This window comes from Fundidesulfovibrio magnetotacticus, assembly GCF_013019105.1.
Taxonomy (GTDB): domain Bacteria; phylum Desulfobacterota; class Desulfovibrionia; order Desulfovibrionales; family Desulfovibrionaceae; genus Fundidesulfovibrio; species Fundidesulfovibrio magnetotacticus.
In genome coordinates, this window is sequence record NZ_BLTE01000003.1 from 235,236 (window position 1) to 248,024 (window position 12,789).

Genomic DNA, 12,789 nt, shown 5'->3' on the forward strand with positions numbered 1-12,789 from the left:
GGAACCTTGTCAAGCCGCGCGAAGGCTCCCTTGACGCAGCCGCGCGCCGGGGCTAGCCAGGGCCACCGGCAACAGGCCGGGAGGCGCGGCCATCGGATCGCGCGGGGGGCATCATGCTTGGCATCCACGACTTCTGGCTCTTCGTCGCGTCCGGGATCCTGATGAACATCGCTCCCGGGCCGGACAACCTCTATGTGGCCGGGCGGGCGGCGTCCCATGGGTTCCGGGCGGGCGCGCTGGCGGCTTTCGGCATCGCCTCGGGGTGCGTGGTGCACATCCTGGCGGCGGCGTTGGGGCTCTCGGCGGTGATGGCGGCCTCGTCCACGGCCTTCACGGTGGTGAAGCTTGCGGGCGCGGCCTATCTGGTCTGGAGCGGGCTCTCCCTGCTCCTGGCGCGCGGCGGCGGCGAGGCCCGGTCCGTCGCGCACGAGGACCTGGCCCGGCGCAAGGTGTTCACCCAGGGTTTTTTGACCAACGTGCTCAACCCCAAGGTGGCGCTGTTCTTCCTGGCGTTTCTGCCCCAGTTCATCGACCAGTCCGCGCCGGGCAAGGCCCTGGCGTTTTTGGCCCTGGGGTTTGTCTTCAACCTGACGGGCACGGCGTGGATGCTCTGTCTGGCGTGGTCCTCGGCCAAGGCCGCGTCGCTGGTGCGCGGCAACGGGCGCACGGGGGCGTGGCTGGGCCGGGCCACGGGGGCGCTCTTCGTGGGGCTGGGCGTGCGCCTGGCCCTTTCGGACGCACGGTAGCCGCCCAGGTAGCCGGGGAGCGTGCCGCGCAGGCGGCGGGACAAGGCCAGGGTGAGACTCCCTGGCCGGGGGGAGGGGGGCTTGCGCATCGGGACGTGTTGGCGTAGATTTTCCAAATCCAAGGGGGAGTAGCTTCCCAAAGGCAAAGTCAACATCCTGGCGTGCCCCGCCTGGCTTTGCCGTCGGTCCATCCGATGAGCGAGACCTTTGGCATGAGTCCACTCATGCCGGAGGTTTTTTCTTTTGAAAGCCTCCGGCGAACCGAAGACCGCTGGAGGCTTCATGAACGCCGCGAAACGTCTCGTCCCGCTCTGGATCGCCGCCCTGGCCGCCCTGCCCGGGCTCTCCCTGCGCCTGACCGGCATTGAACTGCCCGCTCCCGCCGTGACCCTGCTCACGGGGATGGCCGTGCTGGGGGCCTCGTTCCTGCTGCTTTGGGCCTGCGACGTGGCCCAGAAGGACATCCCCCAGACCCTGGCCCTGGCCGTGGTGGCGCTCATCGCCGTGCTGCCGGAGTACGCCGTGGACATGTACTTCACCTGGCAGGCCGGGCAGCATCCCGGGTCGGACTATTCCCACTACGCCATCGCCAACATGACCGGGGCCAACCGCCTGCTCATCGGCGTGGGCTGGGCGTCCATCGCCTTGATCTGCTGGCTGCGCACGCGCGGCCCCGTGCACCTGGAGGAGGAGCGTTCCACGGAGGTGGCCTTCCTGGGGCTGGCGACGGTCTACGCCTTCACCGTGCCGCTCAAGGGGAGCCTGACCTGGTACGACGGCCTGGTGTTCGTGGGTCTTTACGCGTGGTACATCGCGGTGGTCAGCCGCCGTCCGTGCGGTGAGGTGGAGCTGGAGGGGCCTGCCGAGGTGTTGGGGCATCTGCCCCAGGGGCAGCGCCGGGCGGCCACGGCTGCGCTCTTCGTCTACGCGGCCGGGGTGATCCTGGCGGTGGCGGAGCTGTTCAGCGAGGGGCTGGTGGCAACGGGCAAGGTGTTCGGGATCAACGAATTCCTGCTGGTGCAGTGGCTTGCGCCCGTGGCCTCGGAGGCCCCGGAGTTCGTGCTGGCGGTGATGTTCGCTCTGCGCGGTCAGGCGGGCGTGGCGCTGGGGAGCCTGCTTTCGTCCAAACTCAACCAGTGGACGCTGCTGGTGGGGATGATCCCCGGGGTGTATGGGGTGTCCTCGGGGGACTTGACGGCTTCCATGCCCCTGGACGGCGTGCAGATGAACGAGGTGCTGCTCACGGCGGCGCAGTCTCTGTTGGCGGTGTTCCTGCTGGTGCGGCTGCGGCTGACGATCCGAGGAGCGGCGGCGCTCTTCGGGCTGTTCGTGCTGCAGTTCGCGTGGCCAGCGCTGGCTGGGCTGACGGGCCTGGCCCATGTGACGGCCGTGCCGGAGCGGGTGGCGCTCTCGGTGCTCTACGCTGCGTTCGCGTCGGTGCTGCTTGCGGTCAACATGCGCCGGACGGCCGGATTCGTGCGCGCGTTGCGTTAACTCGTTGGATTTGAAACAACAGGCGCGCGGATGCGTTGCACCGGCCCGGGGCGAGTCCCAGGGCCGGGAAACCGAAGGAGGCTCCATGGGACGTTTGGGATGCGGGATAGCCGGAGCGGCCCTGGCCGCGCTGATGCCCTTGTGCGAGGCGTTGGCCGAGGAGCGCAAGGCGTGCCGGCAGTTTCGCGTGACGTTCCAGACGGAGCTTGCCGCGCCGCCGGGCAAGGTGATGCTCGGCAAGCGCCAGGTGGGCGTGGTGGAGGGCGCATCGGGCGGGCGCGAGCTCGCGGTGTGCATCGACGCGCGCTTCGCTGGGGAGATGGAGCGCAACACGTTCTGCTTCGTCTCGGGCGACGAGCTGATGATCTACAACGTGTGGTCCACGGGCGAGGACCTGCCGGAGGGCTCGAGCGTGCCCGGCTTCGCCACGCGCTGGGGCGCGGCCCTGCACGAGGCCAAGGAGATGGGCGCGGCGTTTCTGGGCAAGCTGCTGGAGTTGCTGCGGCGGGTTCTGGGGAACGGATAGGAGGGCGCGCCATGCGGAGCGCGAAGCATTCGAAAAACTACTCGGCCGATGAACTGCGTGTCCTCAGGGCCGGGAGCCGGACGGACTTGGCCCGGCTGGACGCCCTGAGCGACGAAGACTTGGAGCGTCTGGCGGTGGACGACGCGGACGAGCGCGGCCTGCGGCCCGACTGGACCCGTGCGGAGTTGGTGCTGCCCAGAGTGGAGTAGCCCGGGCATTTGAGTTGGGCGAGAAGGTCGGCGGGTATTTCAAAGTCTATGGCAAGGAGGATATGTCTCGCTATATGGAGTTGGCGTGGGCTGCCAGGGACTCGAACCGGCTGGGGTGTTTTCAAGGGGCGAATCCCTGTTAGAGGAAGTGTGTCTAAGGTAGGCGTATTGAGTTCGCTTGATATATTCAAGGTTGTTGAGTAGTCTTGGGGCGCTGGTTGCTGGATTCGCTGGGGTGTCAGTATGTTTTGCTAGTCTATATATTCCCGTGTAATATTGGGGGGTAGTAATGAATGTCAATATGAAACTACCTGGCATAGGCGAGTCTAGCGAAGAGTACTTCGTTCTTGAGTTCTCAGGCGGTAGTCCTGTCTTGTCTGCACATCAGATTGCAATTCGCGAGTACGCTAGATCTCTTGCTGGATATGATTTTTTTGTTAGGCATATTGCTCGAGAAATGCTGCGCACGGATGTAAATATTTGTGTTTCGGCGCAGAAGAGTGGGTCATATGAGTCGCATTTACATGCGTTTATTGATACTATAGGTGCTGTTTCGTCAATTCTTGGAATATTGTCGTTTTTTGGAGTGTCGGCCAAATCTGTTCGTGAGGCGCTTTCAAGGTTGCAGGCTGTTATAGTGCGTAAATACAAGCACTACTCTGGCGATATGCAGCAATATATTGCCGAATTGGCCGAGTATTCGATTCTTTCGGATGGGGATAAAGACATGCTGCTGAAGGCGCTAGAGAATGAACCATTTCTGGAAGCTCTGGATGATTTTACTTCGCCTTTAGATTCAGATGGTTACGACATGATTAGAGTGGTTGGAGGAGGGGAGGAACTGTTTGCTGTAAGCAAGGCAGATCGTCAGTTTTTTAAGTTCGTTCCTCCTGCGGGTGAGAAGACCGAAGATTTTGAAGATACTGTTGAACTCTTGTATATATCGCCGGAGTTAATCAAATGGAAATTCAAGGGGCAGGAAACATTTTGGGCAGATGTATTGGATGTTTCTTTTTTAGAGGCCACCGGGAATGTGAGGTCTACGGAGTTGAAGGGTGTAAAGTATGACTGTCAAGGAAGAAAGGTTCTGCGACGTAAAAGAGGTTCAAAAAAGTGGATATCTACGTACTATATCGATAAAATAGAGGAGCGACAACAACAAATGTCGGTTTTTTAGTCCCCGTAGGAAGCGCGTCTCCTCAATACCTCTCCCTCTCCCGCTGCGCCTCCCGCTCTAGGTCCCGTTCCTTCAGCACGTTCTTCTTGTCGTGCACGTTCTTCCCTCTCCCCAGCCCGATCTCGACCTTGATCTTGCCGCGTTTCAAATAAATCTTCAGGGGCACCACGGTCAGGCCCTTTTGCTCCACCTTCGCCTTCCAGGCCCTTATTTCGTGGTCGTGAAGCAAAAGCTTGCGGTCGCGCTCGGGTTCGTGCTGGGCGTAGCCCGCGTTCTCGTACGGGTTCACGTGCAGGCCCTTCAGGATGGCCTCGAAGTTCCCCGTGAACTGCACGTAGCAGTCCTTGAAGCTCGCCTTGCCCGCCTTCAGGCTCTTCACCTCCGAACCCATGAGCGAGATGCCCGCCTCCATGGTGCCGAGGATTTCGTAAAGATGCCGGGCCTTCTTGTTGGAGGCGATCACCTTGACGGGTTCGCCGGACTTGGAACTCACTGCGTGGGACCCTCCTCGGAATCCAGCAGCGAATAAAAGAACGTCAGCTGGTCCGGGAACTGTTGGAAGATGGTCTCGCGCACCAACTGGTTGGTGCGCGCCACGGTGGGCGACTCCAGCACCTGCTTCAGGAGCTTCTTGCAGTCGTCCATGGTGGTCTGGCGGATGATGTGCTTGATGCCGGGAATGTTCTGCGGGTTCAGACTGATGGCGTCGATCTGCATGCCCATGAGGATGGGCACGCAGAACGGGTCGGAGGCCATCTCGCCGCAGAGGTTGCACTCGATGCCCGCCTGATGCGCCGAGTCCGTGACGTGCTTGATGGAGCGCACCACGGCGGGGTGCAACGGCTGGTACAGGTACGACACGTGCCGGTTGGTGCGGTCGATGCCCAGGGAGTACTGGATCAAATCGTTGGTGCCTATCGAGAAGAAGTCCACCTCGCGGGCCATGATCTCGGCGGTCATCACGGCCGAGGGCAGCTCCACCATCATGCCCACGGGCATGCCGGGGTTGTGGGGCAGTCCCTGGGCGGTCAGCTCGGCCTGGCACTGGCGCAGCAGGTTCATGGACTGGCGCAGCTCCTTGAGCCCCGAGATCATGGGGAACATGATGGAGATGTTGCCCACCACGGAGGCCCGGGCGATGGCGCGCAGCTGGGTGCGGAACAGCTCGCGGTTGCGCAGGCAGAAGCGCACGGCGCGCAGGCCCATGGCGGGGTTCTGCTCCTCCAGGCGTCCGAAGTGGGCCATGAACTTGTCCGCGCCCAGGTCCAGGGTGCGCAGGATCACGCGCCGGGGCGCGAGGATGTCCGCCAGGTCGCGGTAGTGCTCGAAAAGTTCTTCCTCGGTGGGCAGCTCGGTGCGGTTGAGGTAGGTGTACTCGGTGCGGAACAGGCCGATGCCGTCGCCGCCGTTGTCGATGACCTGGGCCACTTCCTCGTAGAGTTCGATGTTGGCCTTCACCTTGAGGCGGTAGCCGTCCAGGGTCTCGCCGGGGAGGTGGCAGTTCTTGATGATGGCCCCCCGGTAGGACTCGAACTGGTACTTGAGGTCGCCGTAGGCCGCCAGCTCCTCCTCGGTGGGCTCCACGAGCACCACGCCCTTGAGGCCGTCCACCACCACGATGGCGCCGTCCTGCACGGCGTCTTCCAGGCCGTCCACGCCCACCACGGCGGGAATGCCCAGGGACTTGGCCAGGATGCCCGCGTGGGAGGTCTTGCCGCCCTGCACGGTGGCGAAGCCCATGATCTTGTCCACCTGGAGTTCCACGGTGTCGGCAGGGGTGAGGTCGTGCGCCAGGAGCACGGCGCGGCTGCCCATGGCCTTGAAGTCCACCTTGCGGCCCATGAGCTGCCCGCGCACGCGGTCGCAGACCACGCGCACGTCCTGGGCTCGTTCGCGGAAATAGGGGTCGTCCAGGGCGTTGAAGGCCTCTTCCAGGTCGGCCACGGCCTTTTCCAGGGCCCATTCGGCGTTGATGCGCAGTTCGGTCAGGTGGCGTTCGGCCGCGCCCTGGAGCTTGGGGTCGCTCATGATCATCAGGTGGGAGTCGATGATCAGGGCGTGGTCCTTGAGTTCGGCGGGCACGCGCTGGCGGATGCCGGAAAGCTCGTCGCGCGCCTGCTGGAATGCGACGCGCAGGCGCTCGCGTTCCTCGTCCAGGAGGCTTTCGGGCACCGTGTGGCGCGGGGCCTGGGCGAAGTGCGAGCGGTTGAGGAAAAAGGCCTTGCCGATGGCAATGCCAGCGGAGATGGGGATGCCGGCGAGCTTGGCGGTGGCCATGGCGGGTCTCACTGGAAGCGGTGTTTGAACATGTCGGCCAGGGAATCGAGGGCCTGTCGGGCGTCGTGCCCCTTGGCGCGCAGCTCCAGGTTGGCCCCGTGCCCGGCGGCCAGGGTCAGGATGTCGAGGATGGATTTGGCGTCCACGGTCTGCGAGCCCATGGTGATGGCGATGTCGGCCGCGAAGGTCTGGGCGGCCTGGGCCAGGCGTGCGGCGGGTCGGGCGTGGAGGCCCTGCTCGTTGAGCACGCAGACCAGCCGGACGCATTCGTCGGCGCATTCCGAGTCGAGAGGGGGGGGCGATGTTGTATCGGGCATTGTGGTCACCGTGAAAACCGGCAGATCATACGTGAATCCAGAAAAAAAACAAACAGGCGACGATGGCCAGAGCAACCAGGAGCTCGCGGGGGATGCGGCTTCGCCCGGCGGCGAAGGCCAGGGCCAGCACGGAGGCCACGCCCAGGGCCCAGGCGGCGGGGCCCATGCCGCGCGGCCAGACCAGGGCCCAGAGCACCACCAGGAGCGCGCCGTTCAACACCTTGATGCGCCGCCCCCAGTTGATCAGGTCCCAGTTGCGGATGCGCGTGAGCGCGGCGAAGCCGTGGCGGTAGCCCAGGATGAACGTGCCCAGCTTGAACAGGTTGAGCGCCGCGAAGAGCGCGCCGCCCAGCAGGAACGCGGCCCAGGGCTGCCCTGCGGCCAGCAGGCAGGCCGTGGCCAGGGACCAGCACACGGCGAGGCTGCCGCCGAAGAAGGAGTCGCCCACGGCGGAGAGCGTGTAGACCACGGTGCTCTTCACCTGGTCAAGCATGGTGTCGGGGAACTGGCGGCGGGCGATGCGCGCCTCCAGGGCCAGGAACACCCCCACGAGGAACGGGGTCCAGAAGGGGTGGGTGTTGTAGATTTTCAGGTAGCGCCGCCAGACGTGTCGCCTGGCCTGCGGGTCCGGGTAGAGGATTTCGAGGCCCGGCTCCATGGCCAGGGCCAGGCCCACGGTCTGGAGCCCGCGCGTGTTGAAGGAAGCGCCCACGAGATAGCATCGGAGGTAGGTCCGGATCAGGGTCCGGGTGGTGAGGGCGCCTGGGGTGTTCATGCCTGCACGGACCGAATGTTTGCCCGGATAGTGGCAAATCGCGAAGGAAATGACAAGCGCGGCGCGTCCCGGAGGGGCTTCGCGACGCCCGGAAGGGGGAAAAGAAGCGCCCCCGGCGGGCGTGGACCTGCCGGGGGCGCGGAAAGCGGACTTTATCCGTCTAGAACACGTCGGCGGGGGCCACGGTGGCGATGTTGAAGGCCTCGCCCACGGCCTTGCAGGTGAGCAGGCCGTTGTGGACGTTCAGGCCGGGCAGCAGGCTGGCGTCGTCCTGGAGGGCGTCCAGGCCCTTGGCGGCCAGCTTCATGGCGTAGGGCAGGGTCTGGTTGGTGAGGGCGAAGGTGGAGGTGCGGGGCACCGCGCCGGGCATGTTGGCCACGCCGTAGTGCACCACGCCGTCCACCACGTAGGTGGGGTCCTTGTGGGTGGTGGCCTTGATGGTCTCCACGCAGCCGCCCTGGTCCACGGAGACGTCCACGATCACGGAGCCTTCCTTCATCACCTTGAGCATCTCGCGGGTGACCAGCTTGGGGGCCTTGGCGCCCACGATGAGCACGCCGCCCACCACGAGGTCGGCCTTGGCCACGGCGTCCCAGATGTTGGGCTCGGTGGAGGTGATGGTGGTCAGGCGGCCGCCGAATACGTCGTCGAGGTACTGCAGGCGCTTGTGGGAGACGTCCAGCAGGGTGACGTTGGCGCCCAGGCCCAGGGCCATCTTGGCGGCGTTGGTGCCCACCACGCCGCCGCCCAGCACCACCACGTTGCCGGGGGCCACGCCGGGCACGCCGCCCAGGAGCACGCCGCGACCGCCCTGGTACTTCTCCAGGTAGTGCGCGCCCACCTGGGTAGCCATGCGGCCGGCCACTTCGGACATGGGGGTGAGCAGGGGCAGGGAGCCGTCGGGCAGCTGCACGGTCTCGTAGGCCACGGCGGTGCACTTGGAGGCCAGCAGGGCTCGGGTCTGGGGTTCGTCGGCGGCCAGGTGCAGGTAGGTGAAGAGCAGCAGGTCCGGGCGCAGGTACGGGTATTCGGCCGCGATGGGCTCCTTGACCTTGATGACCATCTTGGCGCCCCAGGCCTGGGCGGCGGTGACGAGCTTGGCCCCGGCCTTGACGTATTCGTCGTTGGTGAGGCCCGAGCCCGCGCCCGCGCCGTCCTCAACGAGCACTTCGTGACCGGCGCGCACCAGGGAGGCGACGCCGCCGGGAGTCATGGCCACGCGATTTTCCTGAGGTTTGATCTCCTTGGGGATGCCGATGATCATGGGAGTCTTCCTTGTTTGGGGTTGAAAGCTGTCAGATGTTCCTTTAAGCGGAACGGCCGTTAGTTTCAGCGAAATCTATGCAGCGTTGAACCGAACGAAGAAATCTCTCAAAGCAACAAAGATGTCAATATCTCGTGCGAAGGAGAAGTGAGAGGAGATGCCGTGCCCGTGAGGAAAACAAGTTGCGGCGCGGGGTTGCCGGACCGGGGAAAATCGGGTCAGGAGGGGCCGGGCGTTTCGTCAGGGTTGGAGGTGGCGTTGGTCAGAGCCGGGAGGCGTCGGAGACGGGTGGATCCGGCGCGTCAGGGGCGGGCGCGGCGCACGTCTCGGGCAGGATGCGGGGGCTTGTCGGCATCGACGCGCAAGGCTGGGGAGGACGATCGAGCGGCGGCCCGGAGAGGGAGGCGGTCCGGGGAGGGAGGCGGCCGGGCGTCCCGGAGGGTGATGGCCGCCCCGGGGCGGGCGCGCGGGACCGGCGGAGCCCCGCGGGTCAAGGCGGGGGAGGGTGTGCTCCTGGCGGCGCGGGCGTCAGCTTTCGCCGTCCCGCTGCCGGCGGGGCTTCCGGGCGGGCTTGGCGGGCGCGGAGGCGTCCTCGGAGGCCTTCTGGAAGCCGTATTCCAGGAGCCGGGCCGTCTCCACCTCGCGCACGATGGGGTTGCGCGCGCCAAGCACCACGGCGATCAGGCGGGTGTTGCCGCGCTTGGCCGTGGCCGAGATGTTGTAGCCCGAGGCGCAGACGAAGCCGGTCTTCAGTCCGTCCACGCCATCGTAGCGCCCGAGCAGGGAGTTGGCGTTGCGGTGGGTCACGCCGTGGTAGGTGTGGGAGGTCATGGAGTGGATCACCAGCGATTCGGGGAAGCGGCGCAGGTAGGCGGCCGAGAGCCTGGCCAGGTCTCGCGCGGTGGTGAGCTGGCCCGAGGCGGGCAGGCCGTTGGGGGTCATGAAGGTGCTGCGCGTCATGCCCAGGCTCTTGGCCTTGGCGTTCATCAGGGCCACGAAGCGGCGCACGTCGCCCTTGCCCATGGTCTCGGCCACGGCCACGCAGGCGTTGTTGGCCGACACCACGCTGATGCCCTTGATGATCTCCGAGAGCGGCACCTTCTCGCCCTTGTGCAGGGACATGGTGGACCCGCCCGTGCGCACCGCCGCCGTGCTGATCGGGATGGGCGTGTTGGGGCCGAGCCAGCCCTGGGCCATGGCCTCGCGGATAAGATAGAGGGTGAGCACCTTGGTCACGGAGGCGGGGGCGATGCGCTCGTCGGCGTCGTGCTCGTAGTATATCTTGCCGTTGTTCATGTTCATCAGGATCGCGGCCTTCACGTTGAGGCGCAGTTCCTGCTTGTCTTCAGGGGCGGGAGCGCGGGACGCGGCGGCGCGCTCCGCAGAGCGCTTCTTCCTGGAGGACTTGGAGCGCGGGCTGGAAGCCGAGACGGACTTCTCCGCCTTGGATCGCTTGACGCTCTGCTCCTTCTTTGAAGAGGAGCGTGCCAGGGATTCCACGGGGCTGACTGATACGGCGAGAAACGAAGCCAAAGCCAGGCACAAGAGTACGGGCCAGGCGGTTCTCCAGTGAACGGACGCCTTCATGCGCCGGGTTCTTACGTGCTGGGAACGGTTTGGTCAACGCGCGATCAGAGCGCGCGCAGCACCGCGAACCATGCGCAGCCGAAGACGAAGAGCCCCAGGCACGGAGCCATCACCTTGCGCCAGGAGCGGGCGGGGTCCACCCCGAAGTACTGGCAGGTCATGACGAAACAGATGTGCAGGGGCGAGGCCATCACGCCCGTGAACCCGGAAACCAGGGCCAGCACGGCCCAGGCAAGGGCCTGGTCGCGCAGGCCCAGCTGGTCCAGCAGGCCCAGGATCAGCGGATAGGACGCGCCCACGAAGGCCATGGTGATGCCCGCCACCATGCCCACCAGCAGCGGCACGAACACGGCGGCGGCCAGAAGCGCCGCGTCGCCGCCCAGCTTCACCAGCTCGCGCACCACCGAGGCTTCGGTAAGCACCTGGTTGAAGGCGAAGATGGCCGCCACCAGCACCAGGGTCTGGCGCAGCTCCTTCTGGAGCAGGCTCTGCACCAGGAAGTCGCGCCCGGCCCGGTTCTGGACGAAGGCCACCACGATGGCCACGGCCAGGGCGGCGATGATGCCCACCTCGAAGGAAGCCTCCGGGAAGGAAGAGGCAACGGCCGCCTCCAGCAGGAAGGAGCCCGCGATGGCCACGATCAGGGGCGCGCCCAGGCGCAGGGCCAGGAGCGGGTCGCGGGCCGGGGGCGTCTGGTCCTGGGCGGTCTGGTCCAGGGCCTTGAGCCTCGGGCCCATGGGCCGCAGGATGAACCACCAGCCCAGGAGCGCGAAGGCCAGCGAGCCCGCGCACGTGTGGACCACCACGGTGGAGAGGGGCAGGCCCAGGAGCCCGGCGGTCATGATGATGCCGGGGTAGAGGGGCCAGCAGAGCTCCCAGACGTGGCGGAACCAGTAGTTCACCAGGGACATCTCGTCCTCGGTGACGCCCAGGGGCGTGCCGGTCTGGCGCACCATGGGCGCGGAGAAGGCCGCGCCGCCGGGCATGGGCAAAAGCCCGATGAGCACCGGAAAGAAGATGAGCCGCAGCCTGCGGCTGGGCAGGAAGCCCGCCAGGGCGTCCATGAGCCGCAGCGACTGCCCCGTGCGCTCCAGCACGTGGGAGAGCATGAGGATGAGCACCACGATGGCCGCCAGCGACAGGCACTGCCACGTGAGCGCCGCCGAGACCGCAGCCTCGGCCCACGCGCCCGGCCCCATGCCGAAAAGCAGGGCCAGCAGGAAGCCCCCCGCCAGGATGGAGGGGCCGATGCCAAGCTTCAGGCGCATGCCCGCCAACATGCAGCCGAACACGCCGAGAACCTTCGCCAGGGCCAGGAGGCCTTCGAAAACCATGGTCGCTTCCTTTCCCGGCGGACGTCGGCTAGCGGGGCGGTCCCGCCAGGATCATCTCGGCCAGGGTCATGTCCACTTTTGGGGTCTGGTTGCGCCGACTCCCCAGGAATTCCATCTCCAGCTGGGCCAGCTCGCGGTAGAGGGGGGTGCGGTCCACCACGGGGGGCTTGGCCGGATCGGCCAGGTCCATGCAGCGGGGGCAGCCCGGGAACTGGCGCAGGCCGTCGCGGCCCAGCACCACGTTGGGCACGCCGTAGAGGCGGCAGATCATCATGCGGTGTTCGTAGAGGCCGCAGCCGCCCTCGTCGTTGAGCGGGCACATGGCGTCGGGCGTGCGGCCTTCGTCCAGGGCCTGGCGGGCCTTGGCCACGTAGTCGCGGGCGCGCTCCACGTAGGCCTCGCGGCGCTCGGCGGGCAGGGCGTCCAGGCCCTCCCAGAGGTAATGCCATTCGATGTGCGTGTGGTGCTGGAAGTAGCTGACGCAGCAGTTGCTGGCGCAATCCCGGCAGGTGAAGCCCTGGGGGGCGGCCTGGGCATAGGCCTGGGCCATCTTGCCGTAGAGGGCGGCCAGCCGCCGGGACAGGGTGCGTTTGCTCACGTGTTTCATGGGTGCCTCCGGAGGCGTCCCCCTACTCCCATCGGCCGCGAATTTCAAACCTTCCCGGCAGGGCGGGAGGCCGCCAGGGCCTCGCGGCCGAACACGTCCTCCATCACCTCCAGGGCGAAGCGCGCCGACACCGTGGCCGGTCCTCCGCCCATCTCCATGCCCACCTCCACGGCCTCCAGCACCTGGCGCACGCCCGCGCCGGACAGGGCGGCCTGCTCCACGTGCCACTGCATGCACGAGCGGCAGTCGATCACCACCGAGATGCCCACGGCGATCAACTCCTTCACCTGCCTTGAGAGCGCCCCGTCGGCATAGGTGGCGCGCTCCATGTCCAGGAAGGCCTTGTAGACCGGGGAGTCCATGTCCAGCAGGCGCTTGTGGGCCTTTTTGCGGGCCAGGGAGAGGGATTTCAGGGAGTCGTCCATGAGGGAATCCTTTGTTTTGGTTTGCCGAACGTTGCCAGGCGTCCTCAAGGC

At 65.9% G+C, this 12,789-nt stretch carries 14 protein-coding genes; 5 read left to right on the forward strand and 9 right to left on the reverse strand.

The features are described 5' to 3' along the window. Positions 1 to 113 precede the first annotated feature (113 nt). The 5 genes from NNJEOMEG_RS05370 to NNJEOMEG_RS05390 all read left to right on the forward strand — a co-directional run bounded on the left by NNJEOMEG_RS05370 (position 114) and on the right by NNJEOMEG_RS05390 (position 4,152). The gene (locus NNJEOMEG_RS05370) at positions 114 to 746 is read left to right on the forward strand and encodes a LysE family translocator (RefSeq protein WP_173082055.1); all 633 of its coding nucleotides are present in this window, start codon (positions 114 to 116) and stop codon (positions 744 to 746) included. Between the two features lie 282 nt (positions 747 to 1,028). Further along, positions 1,029 to 2,240, forward strand: coding sequence for a calcium:cation antiporter family protein (locus NNJEOMEG_RS05375; protein WP_173082057.1), 1,212 nt, complete (start codon positions 1,029 to 1,031; stop codon positions 2,238 to 2,240). Between the two features lie 85 nt (positions 2,241 to 2,325). Beyond that, complete coding sequence (locus NNJEOMEG_RS05380) at positions 2,326 to 2,766, forward strand: hypothetical protein (protein WP_173082059.1); 441 nt, start codon at positions 2,326 to 2,328, stop codon at positions 2,764 to 2,766. 11 nt (positions 2,767 to 2,777) lie between these two features. Further along, on the forward strand, positions 2,778 to 2,975 hold the full coding sequence (locus NNJEOMEG_RS05385) for a hypothetical protein (RefSeq protein ID WP_173082061.1): 198 nt from the start codon (positions 2,778 to 2,780) through the stop codon (positions 2,973 to 2,975). Between the two features lie 301 nt (positions 2,976 to 3,276). Further along, positions 3,277 to 4,152 (forward strand): LAPAL motif-containing putative phage structural protein, encoded by an 876-nt coding sequence (locus tag NNJEOMEG_RS05390; protein ID WP_173082063.1) that lies wholly within the window; start codon positions 3,277 to 3,279, stop codon positions 4,150 to 4,152. Between the two features lie 22 nt (positions 4,153 to 4,174). On the opposite strand, the gene smpB is transcribed toward NNJEOMEG_RS05390, so the two are convergent. From smpB to NNJEOMEG_RS05435, 9 genes are all read right to left on the reverse strand, one after another. Further along, positions 4,175 to 4,645, reverse strand: a complete 471-nt coding sequence (gene smpB, locus NNJEOMEG_RS05395; protein WP_173082065.1) for an SsrA-binding protein SmpB — start codon at positions 4,643 to 4,645, stop codon at positions 4,175 to 4,177. After that, entirely contained in the window at positions 4,642 to 6,429 is a 1,788-nt protein-coding gene (gene ptsP, locus NNJEOMEG_RS05400; protein WP_173082067.1) for a phosphoenolpyruvate--protein phosphotransferase, read from the reverse strand. Before ptsP ends, smpB begins: the two co-directional genes overlap by 4 nt. A gap of 8 nt (positions 6,430 to 6,437) precedes the next feature. Beyond that, positions 6,438 to 6,746 carry an HPr family phosphocarrier protein gene (locus NNJEOMEG_RS05405; protein WP_173082069.1) on the reverse strand — a complete coding sequence of 103 codons (309 nt, stop codon included), beginning with the start codon at positions 6,744 to 6,746 and terminating at the stop codon, positions 6,438 to 6,440. A 25-nt stretch (positions 6,747 to 6,771) separates the two neighbouring features. Beyond that, the gene (locus NNJEOMEG_RS05410; RefSeq protein ID WP_173082071.1) at positions 6,772 to 7,521 is read right to left on the reverse strand and encodes a PTS system mannose/fructose/sorbose family transporter subunit IID; all 750 of its coding nucleotides are present in this window, start codon (positions 7,519 to 7,521) and stop codon (positions 6,772 to 6,774) included. Positions 7,522 to 7,681: 160 nt separating this feature from the next. After that, positions 7,682 to 8,785: an alanine dehydrogenase gene (ald, locus tag NNJEOMEG_RS05415; RefSeq protein ID WP_173082073.1), complete on the reverse strand. Its 1,104-nt coding sequence runs from the start codon at positions 8,783 to 8,785 to the stop codon at positions 7,682 to 7,684. 528 nt (positions 8,786 to 9,313) lie between these two features. Beyond that, positions 9,314 to 10,372 (reverse strand): D-alanyl-D-alanine carboxypeptidase family protein, encoded by a 1,059-nt coding sequence (locus NNJEOMEG_RS05420; RefSeq protein ID WP_217270482.1) that lies wholly within the window; start codon positions 10,370 to 10,372, stop codon positions 9,314 to 9,316. 44 nt (positions 10,373 to 10,416) lie between these two features. After that, positions 10,417 to 11,706: a DUF401 family protein gene (locus tag NNJEOMEG_RS05425; protein WP_173082077.1), complete on the reverse strand. Its 1,290-nt coding sequence runs from the start codon at positions 11,704 to 11,706 to the stop codon at positions 10,417 to 10,419. A 28-nt stretch (positions 11,707 to 11,734) separates the two neighbouring features. Further along, positions 11,735 to 12,313, reverse strand: a complete 579-nt coding sequence (locus NNJEOMEG_RS05430; protein ID WP_173082079.1) for a hypothetical protein — start codon at positions 12,311 to 12,313, stop codon at positions 11,735 to 11,737. Between the two features lie 44 nt (positions 12,314 to 12,357). Further along, entirely contained in the window at positions 12,358 to 12,738 is a 381-nt protein-coding gene (locus NNJEOMEG_RS05435) for a carboxymuconolactone decarboxylase family protein (protein WP_173082081.1), read from the reverse strand. Positions 12,739 to 12,789 lie beyond the last annotated feature (51 nt).

Coding starts and splice junctions, on each gene's coding strand:
- NNJEOMEG_RS05370 (WP_173082055.1), top strand. CDS start 114: ATGCTTGGCATCCACGACTTCTGGCTCTTCGTCGCGTCCGGGATCCTG.
- NNJEOMEG_RS05375 (WP_173082057.1), top strand. CDS start 1,029: ATGAACGCCGCGAAACGTCTCGTCCCGCTCTGGATCGCCGCCCTGGCC.
- NNJEOMEG_RS05380 (WP_173082059.1), top strand. CDS start 2,326: ATGGGACGTTTGGGATGCGGGATAGCCGGAGCGGCCCTGGCCGCGCTG.
- NNJEOMEG_RS05385 (WP_173082061.1), top strand. CDS start 2,778: ATGCGGAGCGCGAAGCATTCGAAAAACTACTCGGCCGATGAACTGCGT.
- NNJEOMEG_RS05390 (WP_173082063.1), top strand. CDS start 3,277: ATGAAACTACCTGGCATAGGCGAGTCTAGCGAAGAGTACTTCGTTCTT.
- ptsP (WP_173082067.1), bottom strand. CDS start 6,429: ATGGCCACCGCCAAGCTCGCCGGCATCCCCATCTCCGCTGGCATTGCC.
- NNJEOMEG_RS05405 (WP_173082069.1), bottom strand. CDS start 6,746: ATGCCCGATACAACATCGCCCCCCCCTCTCGACTCGGAATGCGCCGAC.
- NNJEOMEG_RS05410 (WP_173082071.1), bottom strand. CDS start 7,521: ATGAACACCCCAGGCGCCCTCACCACCCGGACCCTGATCCGGACCTAC.
- ald (WP_173082073.1), bottom strand. CDS start 8,785: ATGATCATCGGCATCCCCAAGGAGATCAAACCTCAGGAAAATCGCGTG.
- NNJEOMEG_RS05420 (WP_217270482.1), bottom strand. CDS start 10,372: ATGAAGGCGTCCGTTCACTGGAGAACCGCCTGGCCCGTACTCTTGTGC.
- NNJEOMEG_RS05425 (WP_173082077.1), bottom strand. CDS start 11,706: ATGGTTTTCGAAGGCCTCCTGGCCCTGGCGAAGGTTCTCGGCGTGTTC.
- NNJEOMEG_RS05430 (WP_173082079.1), bottom strand. CDS start 12,313: ATGAAACACGTGAGCAAACGCACCCTGTCCCGGCGGCTGGCCGCCCTC.
- NNJEOMEG_RS05435 (WP_173082081.1), bottom strand. CDS start 12,738: ATGGACGACTCCCTGAAATCCCTCTCCCTGGCCCGCAAAAAGGCCCAC.